This is a genomic window from Pseudomonas sp. IT-P395 (genome assembly GCF_949767675.1).
Taxonomy (GTDB): Bacteria; Pseudomonadota; Gammaproteobacteria; order Pseudomonadales; family Pseudomonadaceae; genus Aquipseudomonas.
Genome location: NZ_CATKPW010000033.1, coordinates 272,753 through 289,295 on the forward strand (window position 1 = coordinate 272,753; position 16,543 = coordinate 289,295).

Annotated in this window: 11 protein-coding genes; 8 read left to right on the top strand and 3 right to left on the bottom strand. The window is 59.8% G+C overall.

The features are described 5' to 3' along the window. Positions 1-364: 364 nt before the first annotated feature. From ACM6IN_RS19980 to ACM6IN_RS19990, 3 genes are read right to left on the bottom strand one after another with little or no spacing between them, the layout of a single operon-like run. A complete protein-coding gene (locus ACM6IN_RS19980; RefSeq protein ID WP_007908996.1) occupies positions 365-574 on the bottom strand; it encodes a DUF1289 domain-containing protein in 210 nt (69 codons plus the stop codon). Further along, positions 571-1,095 carry a gamma carbonic anhydrase family protein gene (locus tag ACM6IN_RS19985; protein WP_007954617.1) on the bottom strand — a complete coding sequence of 175 codons (525 nt, stop codon included), beginning with the start codon at positions 1,093-1,095 and terminating at the stop codon, positions 571-573. The genes ACM6IN_RS19980 and ACM6IN_RS19985 overlap by 4 nt, the downstream gene beginning before the upstream one ends. A gap of 45 nt (positions 1,096-1,140) precedes the next feature. Beyond that, positions 1,141-1,740, bottom strand: coding sequence for a CoA pyrophosphatase (locus tag ACM6IN_RS19990; RefSeq protein WP_007909000.1), 600 nt, complete (start codon positions 1,738-1,740; stop codon positions 1,141-1,143). Positions 1,741-1,887: 147 nt separating this feature from the next. Between ACM6IN_RS19990 and ACM6IN_RS19995 the strand changes: the two genes are divergently transcribed. The 8 genes from ACM6IN_RS19995 to ACM6IN_RS20030 all read left to right on the top strand — a co-directional run bounded on the left by ACM6IN_RS19995 (position 1,888) and on the right by ACM6IN_RS20030 (position 16,529). After that, on the top strand, positions 1,888-2,439 hold the full coding sequence (locus ACM6IN_RS19995) for an NUDIX hydrolase (protein ID WP_007909002.1): 552 nt from the start codon (positions 1,888-1,890) through the stop codon (positions 2,437-2,439). A 113-nt stretch (positions 2,440-2,552) separates the two neighbouring features. Next, positions 2,553-3,068 carry a L,D-transpeptidase family protein gene (locus ACM6IN_RS20000; RefSeq protein ID WP_414916583.1) on the top strand — a complete coding sequence of 172 codons (516 nt, stop codon included), beginning with the start codon at positions 2,553-2,555 and terminating at the stop codon, positions 3,066-3,068. A gap of 283 nt (positions 3,069-3,351) precedes the next feature. Next, positions 3,352-4,083 carry a GntR family transcriptional regulator gene (locus ACM6IN_RS20005; protein WP_093436861.1) on the top strand — a complete coding sequence of 244 codons (732 nt, stop codon included), beginning with the start codon at positions 3,352-3,354 and terminating at the stop codon, positions 4,081-4,083. Between the two features lie 40 nt (positions 4,084-4,123). Then, on the top strand, positions 4,124-5,230 hold the full coding sequence (nagA, locus tag ACM6IN_RS20010) for an N-acetylglucosamine-6-phosphate deacetylase (protein ID WP_007909012.1): 1,107 nt from the start codon (positions 4,124-4,126) through the stop codon (positions 5,228-5,230). Then, positions 5,211-6,233, top strand: coding sequence for an SIS domain-containing protein (locus ACM6IN_RS20015; RefSeq protein ID WP_414916584.1), 1,023 nt, complete (start codon positions 5,211-5,213; stop codon positions 6,231-6,233). The genes nagA and ACM6IN_RS20015 overlap by 20 nt, the downstream gene beginning before the upstream one ends. 135 nt (positions 6,234-6,368) lie before the next feature. Continuing rightward, positions 6,369-8,882, top strand: coding sequence for a phosphoenolpyruvate--protein phosphotransferase (ptsP, locus tag ACM6IN_RS20020; protein WP_414916585.1), 2,514 nt, complete (start codon positions 6,369-6,371; stop codon positions 8,880-8,882). 23 nt (positions 8,883-8,905) lie between these two features. Then, the gene (gene nagE, locus ACM6IN_RS20025; protein ID WP_414916586.1) at positions 8,906-10,621 is read left to right on the top strand and encodes an N-acetylglucosamine-specific PTS transporter subunit IIBC; all 1,716 of its coding nucleotides are present in this window, start codon (positions 8,906-8,908) and stop codon (positions 10,619-10,621) included. Positions 10,622-10,799: 178 nt separating this feature from the next. Continuing rightward, positions 10,800-16,529, top strand: coding sequence for a toxin (locus ACM6IN_RS20030; protein WP_414916587.1), 5,730 nt, complete (start codon positions 10,800-10,802; stop codon positions 16,527-16,529). The last annotated feature ends 14 nt before the right edge of the window (positions 16,530-16,543 follow it).

Consider the following 16,543-nt stretch of genomic DNA (forward strand, 5'->3'; position numbering starts at 1 on the left):
GGCGACCTGTCAGATTGGCGCACAGGTTACTTGACCGGCAAATCAAGAGCTACCCCCTCACCCCAGCCCTCCCGAAACGTCGGACCGCCCCCAAGGGGGCGAGGGGGAAAGGGAGCAGATCTTCGTTGAATCGAATCCCGAGTTCGACTCAAGAACGCAGGCCGGTATGGACCGAACAATCAACCCGGTCATTCCCTCCCCCTTCAGACGAAGGGAAAGGGAGCCGATCGGAGGCTTTTCAAAACCTGAGTTCGACTCGGTAGCTCAGGTCGATGTAACTCGAACCATCAACTCGGTCAGTCCCCTCTCCCTCTGGGCGGTCCGACGTTTCGGGAGGGCTAGGGTGAGGGCCGTCCCAAGCCGATCACGACTTCGAAGGGATCATCCACACCAACCCACTCGCCTTCGCCCGCTCATGACACAACCCCAGCACCACCCGGCGTTCGTCATTGGTCATGCGGCCCCAGCGGGTGATCTCCTCGACCGTACGCTGGCAGCCAGTGCAGATGTCAGCCTCATCCAGCGCACAAATATTCACGCATGGCGAGGCTACTGGTCTTTCTGGCGTGTTCATTCTTCCTGCTCAACCAGATCGCGGGCATAACGCTGCGAGTTATGCACATAGTGGGCGGCACTGGCTTCGAGCATTTTCTTCTGCGGCTCGGTCAGCTCGCGCACAACCTTGCCCGGCGAGCCCATCACCAGCGAACCGTCGGGAATCTCTTTGCCTTCGCCAATCAGCGAGTTGGCGCCAATGATGCAGTTCTTGCCGATCTTCGCGCCGTTGAGAATCACCGCGTTGATGCCGATCAGGCTGTAATCGCCCACCGTGCAGCCGTGGAGCATGGCGTTGTGGCCGATGGTCACGCCGGTGCCAATGGTCAGCGGATAGCCCATATCGGTATGCATCACCGTGCCGTCCTGCACATTGCTGTTCTTGCCGATCAGGATCAGTTCGTTGTCGCCGCGCAGCACGGCGTTGAACCAGACGTTGGCGCCCTCTTCCAGTTTGACCTTGCCCACCAGCACGGCATTGGGCGCGACCCAGCTCTGTGGGTGGGTCTCGACACGGGCGTCGCCCAAACGGTATTTCATCTTGTCTTCCTCAGCGCCCACGGTGATGGCCATTCGAACGATGGCTCAGGTGTTAATAAAGCTTTTAGGGGGTTGGTGCAGACTGATCTTGGCGTCATAGAGCAGATTGATCAACTCGACGATCATGATCGCCGTCAGCCCCCAGATCTTGTATTCACCAAATCGATAACTCGGCACGTACCAACTGCGGCCCTGATAGTCGATGCGGTGCGTGTGTTCACGGGGGTCTTCGCGGAAGAATTCCAGCGGCACAGTGAACACCGCAGCAATCTCGGCATCGTTGGCCAGATACTCGACAAAATCGGGGATGACGCCGACATAAGGCGTGACCTTGATGCCGTGCAAGGAGATCAGCGGGCTGAGCGGGCCGATGATTTCGACCAGGCCGGGCGGCAGACCGATCTCCTCTTCAGCTTCACGCAGCGCGGTGAAGATCAGATCCGGGTCCTCCGGATCGCGGCGACCACCCGGGAAGGCGACTTCGCCACCGTGGGTCGAAAGCCCGCTGGCGCGCAGGGTCAGTACCAGTTCCGGTTGGTCACTGCGGGTGATCGGCACCAGAACGGCGGCCTCGGGGAAACGTGTGTCAGTCTCCAGCGTGCGCGGTGTGTGGTTGCTTACCCTATGCAGTAGCTCGTCCAGCATGAGTGTTCTCGATCTGTGCCTTACTTTGCATCATGCACCAATCGTTGCGAGCGCCCAAGCCCCCGAAACCCGTCGTGTCGCGAAACGACAACTTGCCGACCGACACCGCTGCACGCCAAGATAGGCGCAGCATTCAGGAAGCCCAGCATGAAATTTTGCAGCCACTGCGGTAACCCGGTCACCCAACGCATTCCCGAAGGCGATTCGCGGCTGCGATTTGTCTGTGACAGCTGTCAGACCATTCACTATCAGAACCCCAATATCGTCGCCGGTTGCGTACCGACCTGGGGTACAAAAGTGTTGCTCTGCCGCCGCGCCATCGAGCCGCGCCTCGGTTACTGGACCTTGCCCGCCGGTTTCATGGAGAACGGCGAGACCATCGAACAGGCCGCCGTACGCGAAACTGCCGAGGAAGCCTGCGCCCGCGTGCGCAACCTGAGCATCTACACATTGATCGATGTGCCGCACATCAGTCAGGTGCATGTGTTCTTCCGCGCCGAGCTGGTCGATCTGGACTTCGCCGCCGGCCCCGAGAGCCTCGAAGTGCAACTATTCGACGAAGCCGACATTCCCTGGGACGAGCTGGCTTTCCGCACAGTGGGGCGTACCTTAGAATGCTTCTTCGCTGATCGGCGTATCGAGGCGTATCCGGTTCGGTCGGAATCGATTCCTCCGTTGGCGCAGCCGGTCATTATTTAATCAAGACATTGGCGTGATGGCCGACAAAAAGATCGCAGCCTTCGGCAGCTCCTACATGTACACATACATATAAAATGTTGGTTATCTGCGTCACTCCCTGGGGAATCGTTTCAATGCGCTGGTTGCTTGCCCTGTATTGCCTGTCGTTCGTTACCGTCTCCCAAGCGTCATTCGTGACCACCGTGACGCCTTCGAATACCCCGCTCATCGAGAAAGTCCTGGTGCTCAAAGCGGCTCATCAACTGCAGTTGATCGCTGACGGCAAGCCGCTGAAGACCTATCGCATTTCGCTGGGCAAAGGCGCGAAGAAAGGCCCGAAACTGATAGAGGGTGACAAGCGCACGCCAGAAGGTTTCTATTGGATCGACTGGCGCAAGACCAGCGACAAATTCAACCTGTCGATGCACATTTCCTACCCGAACATCAGCGATTCGGCCCGCGCCCGTCGCGAAGGTGTCGAGCCCGGCGGGATGATCATGATCCACGGCACGCCGGATTCGGAAGAAACCCCGGAAGACCTGTTCCACACCCTCGACTGGACTGACGGCTGCGTCGCCATGCGCAACGTTGATATGCGCGAAGTGTGGAACCTGGTGCCGGATGGCACGATGGTCGAAATCCGCCCTTGATCCCTGACCACTGGTCACCTGCAAAAAAATAAATCAAAAGATCGCAGCCTGCGGCAGCGCCTACAGAGGTGATACCACTCTCAACTGTAGGAGCTGCCGCAGGCTGCGATCTTTTGTTTTTTACAGGCCACCACTAATACCACTTCAAACCATAACCCCTGAAAGCTGCCAATCCATTGGGCCAGATGCCATTTCACTGCGTTGACATGGTATTCAAGTGGTATTAATTTCCGCCCCACAAGCGAGCCACAACAATCCTATACTCGCGACGGAAATGCCCTACATGAACGACCTCCATACCTTACGCCCGGACGACTCCCAGCCGACGCCGCTGTACCTGCAACTGGCACGCAATCTGGAAGCAGCGATTCATGCCGGGCAGTGGAAGTCCGAGCAGGCGATGCCCTCGGAACGCAACCTCAGCGAGCAACTGGGCATTTCCCGGGTGACTGCACGCAAGGCATTGGAAGTCCTCCTCGATCAAGGCCTGATCCGTCGCCTGCAAGGTTCCGGCACGTTCATCACCCCACGCCTCGAACAACCGCTATCGCGCCTCTCCGGTTTCAGCGAGATGCTGCGCCTCAAGGGCTTCGTGCCCAGCTCGCAATGGCTGGAACGCGAAATCACCCTGCCGACTCATGAAGAATTGATCCGCCTCAGCCTGTCGCCGAACGACAAGGTTGCGCGCATGAAGCGTCTGCGCAAAGCCGATGACACGGTCATGGCGATCGAAATGAGCACCCTGCCCGCCTCGATCATGCCCAAGCCGCAACTGGTCGGCGATTCGCTCTATGAATACCTCGACGGCATCGGCAAACCGATCGTCCGCGCCTTGCAGCACATTCAGGCGATCAACGCCTCGGACGAATTCGCCGCGCTGGTCGGCATCGCTCCCGGCACCGCGATGCTGCTGATGACCCGGGTCGGTTATCTGGAAGACAACACGCCGATCGAAGTCACCGACACCTATTGCCGCAACGACTACTACGACTTTGTTGCAGAGCTTCGTAGATAAAGAGCTGCGCCGCTGAGAGCGGCCCAAAGCGAGAACCAAAATGTCCGAAGACAATATCCTCACCGCCAGCGGCTGGGTTCGCGGCCGGCTGATCCACGAACACGGCAAAGTCGTGTCGATCGAAGGCGTGCCTTGCGATCCGGCAACTAATGACCTGCCGTATCTGCTGCCCGGTTTCATCGACCTGCACGTCCATGGCGGCGGCGGCAAAGACATCATGGAAGGCGCCAGCGCTTTCGAAACCATCACCAGAACCCACGTGCGGTTTGGCACCACTTCGCTGCTGGCCACCACCATGACGGCGCCGAGTGCCGAGATTTCCAGCGTTCTAAAAGAAGTCGGAGAGTTCTGCGAACAGCGTCCGAAAGGTGCCGCCCGCGTCCTCGGCGTCCACCTCGAAGGCCCGTACATCAACCCGGGAAAACTCGGTGCGCAACCGAACTTCGCCCACACCGCGTTGATGGCCGAAGTCGAAGAGTACCTGGCACTGGCGCCGATCCGGGTGATCACCATCGCCCCGGAAATCGCCGGTCATGACGGTTTGATCCGTGAGCTGAGCAGCCGTGGCGTGCGCATGCAGATCGGCCACACCCTCGGCAGTTACGAGGAAGGCGTCGCCGCTCTGGATGCCGGCGCGACCAGTTTCACCCATCTCTATAACGCCATGAGCCCGCTGCATCACCGCGAGCCGGGCATCGTCGGCGCCGCATTGGCCCACGCCAAATTCGCCGAGTTGATTCCGGATCTGCTGCACGTGCATCCCGGTGCCATTCGCGTGGCCCTGCGTTCGATCCCGTGCCTGTATTGCGTCACCGATTCGACCGCTGCCGCCGGCATGCCCGACGGTGAATACAAACTCGGCAGCCACACCGTGACCAAATGCCTGGGCGGCGTGCGCCTGCCGGACGGCACTTTGGCTGGCAGCACCCTGACCATGGATCAGGCCCTGCGCAATCTGGTGAAGATCGGTTTGCCGATCGCCGAAGCCTCACAACGTCTTTCGCAATTCCCCGCCGACTACCTCGGCATTACTGAACGCGGGCGCCTTGCACCAGGTGCCTGGGCCGACTGCGTGCGGCTCGATCGCTCACTCACACTGACCGCCGTCATGGTCGAAGGAGAAGACATTGACTTCAAAAATGCTTGAGGAGGCGCTGTCCTCGTTCGAGGCCGTGCAAGCCCAACTGCAACAGCTCGACCCGCAGATGATCGAGATCGCCGGGCGCCTGCGCCGGCAGCCGCCGCAAGTGGCAATGACTGTCGCTCGCGGCAGTTCCGACCACGCGGCGAGCTACTTCGCCTACCTGACCATGCAGCAACTGGGTGTGCCGGTGGCGTCGTTGCCGATGTCGGTGGTGACCATGCAGCAGGCGCCGTTGAAGGTCAGCGGTCAGGTCGCGTTCGCCTTTTCGCAATCGGGACAGAGCCCGGACCTGGTCAACAGTCTGCGTCTGTTGCGCAAGCGTGGCGCGCTGAGCGTGTCGATGGTCAACGCCGCCGATTCGCCACTGGAAGCGGCGTGTGAATTCAGCCTGCCGCTGCTCGCCGGGACTGAAAGCAGCGTCGCCGCGACCAAGAGTTTTATCGCCACCCTCAGCGCCAGCGCCCGCTTGATCGCGCACTGGAAAGAGGACAGCGAATTGCTGGAGGCCGGCAACGCCCTGCCTGAAGGTCTGCGCGAAGCGGCGAAACAGGACTGGAGTGTGGCTATCGAAGCCCTGCGCGATTGCGAGCGCTTGATGGTCATCGGCCGTGGTGCCGGTTTCGCCATCGCTCAAGAGGCAGCGCTGAAATTCAAGGAAACCTCGGCAATTCAAGCCGAAGCGTTCAGCAGCGCCGAAGTCCGTCACGGCCCGATGGCGCTGATCGACGAACACTATCCATTGCTGGTTTTCGCTCCACGCGGCGCCGAACAGGCCGGCCTGCTGAGCCTCGCCGCAGAGATGCGCCAACGCGGCGCCCGCGTGTTGCTGGCCGCGCCGGACGATGTGAGCGAACGCGATCTGACCCTGACCCGCGCCGAACACCCGGCCCTTGATCCGATTCTGGCGATCCAGAGTTTCTACGTGATGGCCGCAGGTCTGGCCGTGGCCCGTGGCATGGACCCGGATCAGCCGCGCCACCTGAGCAAAGTGACCCGCACGCACTAATTGAAGCAAGCCTGTAGGAGCTGCCGAAGGCTGCGATCTTTTGATTTTGATCCAAAAAAACAAGATCAAAAGATCGCAGCCTTCGGCAGCTCCTACAGGGACATCGAACCGAGATTTAACCGATGAGACCGAGCCATGCACAACAACAATAAAGAGCTGACCCTCAGCGCCCCGCTCAGCGGCCCGGTGCTCACGCTCGCCAAAGTCCCGGACGCGGTGTTCGCCAGCGGCGCGATGGGCGACGGCATTGCCATCGACCCGATCAACGACACGCTGTATTCGCCGTGCGCCGGGGTGATCATTCACGTCGCTCGCACCGGTCACGCGCTCACCGTGCGCGCCGACAACGGTGCGGAAATCCTCCTGCACCTTGGGCTCGACACCGTTGAGTTGAACGGCGAAGGCTTCTCGATGCTGGTCAAGGATGGCACCCGCGTCAGCAAGGGTCAGCCGTTGTTGCGCTATGACCTGGACAAGGTTGGCCAGCAATGCAAAAGCCTGGTCAGCCTGTTGATCCTGACCAACAACCAGGATTTTCAAGTGCGGCCGATTACGCTGAAAGCGGTGAAGGTTGGCGAGCCGCTATTGCACATTGTTGCGCGTAACAGCGTGGCGGCGAATGTCGCGGAGGTCGGCGGACCTGAGATTCATGGTCATGTGCTGGTGGCTCATCGCGGTGGTTTGCATGCCCGCCCGGCGGCGTTGATTCGGCAAACTGCGCAAGCTTTCAAAAGCCAGTCGCAACTGCACTTCGCCGGTAAATCGGCGCCGTGCAACAGCCTGATCGGTTTGATGGGGCTGGCGGTTGGCGAGCAGGACGAAGTGCAGGTCAGCTGTCAGGGTCCGGACGCTGAAGCGGCGTTGCAAGCGTTGCTCACCGCGTTGGCGACAGCCCTGCCGGATGAACATCACGCTGCCGCGCCGGTCAGTATTGCGCCTCTTAAACGCCCCGCCGAAGCAGGTGTGCTGCACGGTGTGTGCGCCGCGCCCGGACTGGTCGGCGGGCCGCTCTTTCGCTTGAACGCGATCAGTTTGCCGGCGGATGCCGGTCATCATGATCCGCTGCAACAACTGCAGATTCTTGAGACGGCGCTGACTCAAGTAAGGAGAGAAATCGACGGCACCCTCGCCCAAGCGAAAACACACAAGAACGCCGATGAAGAAGCGATCTTCGCCGCGCATCTCGCACTGCTGGAAGATCCAGCGCTGCTCGACGCCGCGCAGCAAGCCATCGAACAAGGCACTGCGGCGACTCACGCGTGGAGCCAGTCGATCGATGTGCAGTGCGAAGTCCTGCAACACACCGGCAGCGCGCTGCTGGCTGAGCGCGCCAACGATCTGCGCGACCTCAAGCAACGCGTGTTGCGGGCATTGCTCGGCGAAGCATGGCATTACGACGTGCCGGCCGGCGCCATTGTTGCCGCTCACGAACTGACACCCTCGGATCTGCTGCAACTCAGCGCGCAAGGCGTTGCCGGGTTATGCATGGCCGAGGGTGGTGCGACCTCGCACGTGGCGATTCTCGCGCGTGGCAAAGGTCTGCCGTGCATGGTGGCGTTGGGTTCGGCCTTGCTTGATCAGCCGCAAGGCCAAGCGGTGGTGCTCGATGCCGACGGTGGACGCCTCGAACTGACGCCGAATGCCGAACGTCTGGCTGAAGTTCAGCAGGCGCAAATTGATCGTCAGCAACGCCGCGACGCACAGCAAGCCAAGGCTCACCTGCCTGCAGAAACCCGCAATGGCGTGACTATCGAAGTCGTCGCCAACGTCGCCTCCAGCGCTGAAGCCGCAGACGCCTTTGCCAATGGTGCCGATGGCGTCGGTTTGCTGCGCACCGAGTTCCTCTTCGTTGATCGTCAGACCGCTCCGGATGTCGAAGAACAGCGTGCGGCCTATCAAGGCGTACTGGACGCGATGGGCGAACACTCGGTGATCATCCGCACCATCGACGTCGGCGGCGACAAACAACTCGACTACCTGCCGCTGCCCATCGAAGCCAACCCGGTGCTCGGTCTGCGCGGCATTCGTCTGGCTCAGGCCCGCCCGGAGATCCTCGATCAGCAACTGCGCGCGCTGCTGCAAGTCAGCCCGCTGCGCCGCTGCCGGATCCTGTTGCCGATGGTCACCGAAGTGGATGAGCTGCTGCACATCCGTCAACGCGTCGATGCGCTGTGCCTGGAACTCGGTGTCAGTCAGCGCCCGGAAATCGGCGTGATGATCGAAGTCCCCGCCGCCGCTCTGCAAGCCGAACAACTCGCCGAACACGCCGACTTCCTTTCGATTGGCACCAACGATCTGTCGCAGTACACCCTGGCCATGGATCGCGATCACGCAGGTCTGGCTGCCCGCGTCGACGCCTTGCACCCGGCGCTGCTGCGCCTGATCGCCATGACCTGCGAAGGCGCGGCAGTCCACAAGCGTTGGGTCGGCGTCTGCGGCGCCCTCGCCTCCGACCCGCTGGCGACGCCGGTACTGATTGGTCTGGGCGTTACCGAATTGTCGGTCAGCCCGGTGCAAATCGGTGAAATCAAGGATCGCGTGCGCCAGGTGCACGAAGCCGAATGCCAGCGCCTCAGCCGCGACCTGCTCAAGCTGAGCAGCGCCGCCGCCGTGCGCCACGCCTGTCATCAACATTGGCCACTGCGCTAACAAAAACAACAAGGACAAACGCCATGTATCAACTCTTCATCGAAGGCCTGCAACGCCTCGGCCGCGCGCTGATGCTGCCGATCGCGATCCTGCCGATTGCCGGTCTGCTGCTGCGTCTGGGTGACACCGACCTGCTGAACATCGCGATCATCCACGACGCCGGTCAAGTGATCTTCGCCAACCTGGCAATGATCTTCGCCATCGGCATCGCGGTCGGTTTTGCCAAGGACAACAACGGTACTGCCGGTCTGGCCGGGGTAATCGGTTATCTGGTGATGATCTCCACGCTCAAGGTGCTCGATTCAACCATCAACATGGGCATGCTCGCCGGTATCGTCAGCGGCCTGATGGCCGGCGCGCTGTACAACCGCTTCAAGGACATCAAGCTGCCGGAGTACCTCGCATTCTTTGGTGGTCGACGGTTTGTGCCGATTGTCACCGGGTTCGCGGCGGTCGGTCTGGGCGTGGTGTTCGGTTATATCTGGCCGCCGATCCAGCACGGCATCAACGCCTTCGGCGCGCTGATGATGGAAAGCGGCAGCATTGGCGCGTTCGTGTTTGGCGTGTTCAACCGCCTGCTGATCGTCACCGGACTGCACCACATCCTCAACAACATGGCGTGGTTTGTGTTCGGCAACTTCACCGACCCAACTACCGGGGCATTGGTGACCGGCGACCTGTCGCGCTACTTCGCCGGTGATCCGAAGGGCGGCCAGTTCATGACCGGCATGTTCCCGATGATGATCTTCGGCCTGCCGGCGGCGTGTCTGGCGATGTATCGCAACGCCCTGCCGGAACGCCGCAAAGTGATGGGCGGGATTTTCCTGTCGATGGCTTTGACTTCGTTTTTGACCGGGGTGACCGAGCCGATCGAATTCGCCTTCATGTTTCTGGCGCCGCTGTTGTATTTGCTGCATGCGCTGCTGACCGGGTTGTCGATGGCGATTACCAACGCGCTGAACATTCACCTCGGCTTCACCTTCTCCGGCGGCTTTATCGACATGGTCCTGGGCTGGGGTCGTTCGACCAACGGCTGGCTGGTGATCCCGGTCGGGCTGGCCTATGCCGTGGTGTATTACGCGGTGTTTGATTTCTGTATTCGTCGCTTCAATCTGAAGACGCCGGGGCGGGAGGATGTGGCAACGGCTGAGAAAACTGTTCTTACCGAGAACGAACGTGCCGGGGCTTACATCAAGGCATTGGGTGGGGCGGAGAATTTGGTCACCGTTGGCGCCTGCACTACGCGGTTGCGCCTGGAGATGGTCGATCGCAACAAGGCGTCGGATGCTGAGCTGAAAGCGCTGGGGGCGATGGCGGTTGTGCGTCCGGGCAAGGGTGGAAGTTTGCAGGTGGTTGTCGGTCCAATGGCGGACAGTATTGCTGATGAGATTCGCCTGGCGATGCCGGCGCTGGGGCGTGCAGTCCTGATGGAAACCGCTGTTGCCGCTGATGAGCCAACAGCAGTGATGGTCGCCGGTTTTGAAGCGCAGCAATGGCTGAATGCCCTGGGCGGCGGCAACAATGTGCTGCAACTGAACTGCATTGCGATGACGCGGATTCGCCTGCAATTGGCGGATGGCACGGCCTTGTCTGAGGCAAAGTTGAAAGCACTGGGTTGTCAGGGTGTCAGCCAGCTGGAAGGCGGGATCTGGCATCTGCTGGTGGGCGATAAAGCAGCGAGTCTGAGTGGCGCGCTGGAGAACTTGGTCAATCGCATCGAGGTCGGTGCCAGGGCCTGACATGAGGGTGCACGCGCCGGACTTATAGCGAGTTCGGCGGCACGCCCCCGCTCGCCGAACCTTGCGCGCGACAGACAACACCTGGTGCGCGGGCGTCCTTCAATACATATGTACCACCACTGCCACCGCCATCCTCGCCATGCTGAAGACTCTTCCCACCAGCATGGAGGCTGTGCCGATGAGCACTTCCGCTGTAGCCACGCCCGAAGAGGTCAGAAACGATCTCAATCAGATCGGCCACCACCTTTTCAAGATCGAGCCCCCGCTGCTCTCTGAACAGCCACCGACGGCCGAGCAGGCGTACCTGAAGCGCCTGAACGAGCAGTTGAACACCTACCGTGAACACTTCCTGCAGCGTAGCCGTGCGCTTTATCAGGCACTGGCAACCAGTGACCTGCACAGCGATGCCGGGAAGAAGCTGATCGCGACACTCAAGATCAGGCTCAACACGCAATTGATCAATATGGATCTTCGCGATCTGATCGATGGCAAACCCGCCAAGACATTTTTGAAGTACGACGCTGGCTTCACCGCCATCGGCCACGAGGCGCGACAGGCTGTAAAGGATCGTCTGCTGCATCCGCAAGCCGGTGCACTTCTGGAAAAAACGACACTTGGGCCAATGCTGCGTCCGGCCATGTACGCTCTGCAGTTCGGTTATCAGGGAATCACCGTCGAGCTGGCCGGCGCCTTTGTGATCACTGAAAAGGACCGCCCCAGGGTCAGCGACCTTTTGACTGATCAAAGCGTCGGCTATGTTGTGCTGTTTACGCCGACAAGAGGCATTGAGTACTTCGACTCTCTGGCCGACCTCGATAGCCATTTGCTTGATTACCTCAAAAAAGCCGCGGGCCCCGACGGATTCCTGCATTTGTTGCCGACGCGTTATCACAACGTCGGCGCCGCAGGGATCTGGCCGCTGCAACTGACGCCGATCGACAGCAAACCATTGTTTGAACATACCTACGATGCCTTGATCGATAAACGCATGCAGGACATCGAGCGCGCGTTGAGCTTTGACGACAACCCGCAACAAGACGTTGCACTGCTGCTGGCGGCCCTCGATCGGGCCATCGCGGTCTCACTGCCGGACCTCACGCAGCGCCTGGAACTGCGAGCGCAAATCTTATTCGAACGCCACCTGCGCAACAGCGCTCCGGATTGGTATCGCAGCGCCAGCACAATGAAACAGACCGAGCTGGCGCAGCAGGCAGGCAACTACCATCAGGCACGGCAAACACTGCTCGATTTGATGGGACCGGCGGCCAGCCTGATGGCACTGGCCCGGCATCAATGGCTTGAGTGTCTCAGCGACGATCTGGAAATCGATGATCTGGATCCCCAAAACCTGCATATCAGCACTGATCGTCGGGTAGCCGGGTACGGTGTCTTTGAGCATCGGCGCAACCTGATCGATCTGTCCCTGCGCGGACCGCATACCGGCGATGAATTGTCGGGTTCGGAGTTTCTCAGCCATACCACCCTCACCTACAACGATGCGCCCCTGCCGGCATCGTACTCGGACGTTACGCCAGCATGGCTTGTCGAGCAGGCGTTGAAGCTGCAGCCGCGCATCGACTTCAACCATTTGCAGAAGGAGATGCAGGCGCGCTCGACCATAAGGCCAGCCCTCGAGCACATGCTGGATCAACGAATCCTCGCGCTCGCTCGCACAGCAGTGCTGCAGGGCCATTTGTTCGACAGTGACTTGCAGCTTATCCGCGACCTGCGCAGCGCCAGCGACTCACGCCTGCGTGCCGCGACGTTGGCCCTGCACGGCGCGCAATTACAGGATCTGTGGGTACTCCGACAAAGCGACAGCGCCGGTGCCGTTACACGCGTATTGCTCTGTACACCACAAGCGCCACGAGAACGGCAGTTCCAGGCGTTCGCCAGCGAACTTGAATGCCAGACCCATATCCTTGGTTGGGCCGGGCACAGCGATGACGCCAACAGCATGGCCGGCTACCTGATCAGCCGTGCCCCCCTGCGTTTTCGTCAAAGCCTGCACAAAGTGCTCTCCGGTCTGAGCCTCAAGCCAGAGGACCAGGAACACAAAAAGGTCACCTTCGAAAACTCCGGCAATCATCTCGTCTGCCTTCGGGCTATGGCCGACCACATCTTGGCGACTCGGATCGACGACTATGATTTCGGCACTCCCGTGTGGTATCGCACGACCACAATTGCCAACCGCAGAAAGCTGTCGACATTATCTGAAGAGGCCGAGGGCACGTCGCAGGCTTTCGCCAGACACAAGCTATCGGACAGCCGCTTTCCAGGCTTTGAGGCGTTCGTGCATGAACAAGCGAAAAAAAGCCTGAACCAATTGCTCAAGCGCCCGGCCAACGATGTTGACCCGGATACTGTCTGGGCCTACTCGCCGCTCTCTATCGTGCGTTCGGCGACGCCGGAACCGGTGAACTACACCCGCTTGTACCGCGACGGGTATGCCGACGGCATCGGTTTTCTCGATGAAAAATTTTCGCGCTCGGCGCGCTTCAAAGGGCCACCGGGGATCGATATCAGCCACCTGACCGCGCAGAATGTTGCGCGCTCGGTCAGGGGCGTCTGGATCGGTGAACGATACACCGCCAAGGTCAAAAAAGACCTGCAAGACCCGGCAAGCGAGGGTTACGATTTCAGGCGCAATACGACACTGGCCATTACCCAGCGCCAGATGAAATACGCGGCACTGGAATGCCGTCTGCAAGGCCATATCGCCAGCAATGATCTGGTATGGCTGGAGCAGAGTATCGACAGCATGGGTGACACATCCAGGCAGAGGCAAAAAAACTACCCGATTCACCGACTGATGATCGACGGTGAATGGGTCCTCGACAGCTGGCTGTTCAGCCATGACAAAAACCCGGTTCTGCTCTACACCCCTGGTGCTCCCGATGGCGTCAGCTTTCGCGAAGCCAGACTGTTCAATTACCTGCTGAAACAGCAGGACGGCATGATCGAGTATTTCACCCGGCGGGTGAGCGTTGAATCCCAGGCCAGGATTCGCACATTCCTCGAAGCCGCGAAAAATAGCCTGCCCGAGGATATCAACAAAACCACATCCAGCCTTGCACGTTACGACTCGACCCGCGCGGTGACGCCAGTCAGCGACCTGCGCCAGGGTTTATACAACATGAAACTGCAGCGCAAGATCGACAACGTTCACGCCACCACCACCGGCCGCACCGAGATGATTTCCGGCCTGATCTGGACGTGTGTCGAATGGGTCACCGCCATTGCCACTGCGCCCTTTCCGCTGTTGAGTCTGAGCACCGGCCTGCTGCTGGCATTCAAAGACGCCATGCTCGCTCTGCATGCTTATCGCCAGGGAAAAAACAGCGAAGCGTTCCAACATTTCCTCGGTTATCTGTTCAACAGTGCCGGTGCGGTATTGACCGATCTGCGTCCCGCCCTGCGCTCACTCAATCCCGTCAACCGCCCCCTACGCCTGACCGCGGGCAGCGCCGCCAACGAGCAGGCGCGGGTCATGGCCCTGATCGATCAACTTGAACCCACTGCGCCGTCATCGGACATGCGACCGGTGGTTTATAAAGGCCGGCCGCTGTGGGCATCGCACAAGACTGATGCCGTCGGTCGTTACTTGCTCCATCGCCTGGACCCTGAAACCGGCAGATTTTTGTCGACCGGGATCCAGGCCATGCCCAACTCTGACGGCGTGATGGTGCGCAGTGGCGTGTCGGGCGGTGCACCGAAATACGAACCTGTGCCGCAGACACCCGGCCCGCACAAAGACTATGGCATGCCGCCCAAATACTGGGGCCGGATCGAAATGGTGATGAACCCGCAAACCCGAGAAGACATAATCAAAAAGGGTCAGGACTACATGGGTTCTTCACCCCAGCCCTATCTCTACGGCGCAGTCGAGGAACTCGCCTCCACACGCAAGACCTACCAGCAACAAGTCGAAAAACTGACCACGGATGCTACGCGTCACTTTGAACAACTCGCGCCTCTGCCCGTTCGCGCCGAAGTCCCCACTGTCGCCAGCGACACCTCATTTGCCCAGTTGATCGGCGGCGATGCCTTCACCCAAAAAAATCTGGTGATCGGAGCCGAGCCTGGCTCCGTCGCCAGCAAACAGGTACTGATCAACGATATGGACGCGCTGATCGACAGGGGTTTCAAGTGCATCTACGTGGAATACCTGCCGGGCGACGTCTTCAACGTCAAACTGGAAAGGTTCAACCGAGGAAAATCCTGGAAGCACATCAAAACGCATCTGACCGCAGTCGATGCCGCGCTGGGCCATGGACCCGAAGCGCCATTTTCCTACGTGGCGCTGTTGCGCACGGCTCGAGAAAAGGGTTTGAAGGTCAAAGCACTGGACGCCTCGACCAGTTACAACCTGGACGGAGCCTTGCTGATGAGCGACGTTTCGCCACTGACCCAGCGCAACAACAGTGTCAGGAATTTCTACTCGTACAAAACCATTGCCGCCGATATGGCCGACGGACCTGACGAACGCTGGATTGCCCTGACCGACCATTCACGCATGACCACGTTTGATAACACGCCAGGTCTGGCCGACCTGCACGACGCCGTCGCGGTCCGTATCGAGGATATCGCTCTGGGGCAGCCTGCACGCACTGGCGTGGACTTACCCGGCGCCATCGCTGGCGATGCCACGGCCAAAGGCGATTATCATGTCGCCTTGGCCACGTCATACAAGGCCCGGCGGCCACTTCCTCAGCTACCAGAAGCGGGCGCTCCCAACGCTCAGCACTTCAGCGAATTCGACATACCTGTGTCGATGCGTGATGACGTTGCTCAATTGCGCAGAGAGCCCTACCCAATGGACCCCAGATACCGTCCGGTAGGACAAAAGCAGGCGCAGGCCTACGATGCCTTTCTCGCCAGCCGCGCACGCCTGGAGAAAACGGCGAGCGACGCTTTCCTCGCCTTCGTTCCCCCTCCAGCCGCCAAATTGCCGCAGATTGTCGATGACACCGATTTCAAGGCTTTTTTAAGCCAAATGGCCGACAGTCGTCTGAATCTGGTGATCGGCGAGGCGCATAGCCATGTATCGAGCAAGGCGCAACTCAAGATCCACATGAAGGCACTCAAGGAGGCCGGGTACGAAACGCTGTATATGGAGCATCTGATGACCGATCTGCACCAGGCCGACCTGGATCGTTTTTACCGCACCCATCGCATGCCCGAGCGACTCAAGACCTTTTTGAGTGATCAGGATAGCGGCCACATGCCTCTCTACACCGGTAACGATACTTACACTGAAGTGGTTCAGGCCGCCGCGAAATACAACCTGCGCATCAGGGCGCTCGATTGCACCGCCAGCTACCATCTCAAAGGTTTATATGACCGGAACCTGTCACGAAACCAGATGTTCAGTTATTTCGCGACCCGGGTGATCGAGGCCGACCAGCTGGCACACGGGCCGCACAAATGGGTGGCCTTTGTTGGCAGCGCCCATACCAATTACAACCTAGGCGTGCCGGGCCTGGCCGATACCCTCGGTGCCGCCGGCCTGCATATACGTGATGCTGCGCCTGAATTGGCCAGGGGTGTCCATCGCGGGGCATGGGAAATTTCGCAATCCCCCTCCGGCAGTGGCACTTGGGCGTTACGCGGCGATTTTACGATGGAGATCGCTGTTGCCGGAATGAACAAAGCTACACCGGTTTTGCCTGTCGACCGGGGCAAGCTGATCAAACCGGGCGACTTTCTGATCGAACATCCCAGCCCGGGCGAAACCACACTGGTGCACAAGTCCGGCACCGGCAACATCGTCACCACCCCCATCCAGGTGGATGACAAAGGCCTGCTTTACATTGATCGATGGGGCAAGAAAGACCTGCGTTTCAAGTATCTGCAGACGCTGATCAATATGCTTAAAGAGGACAAGGGCATGACGGCCGTAAGCTAAATTACCGGCCACAA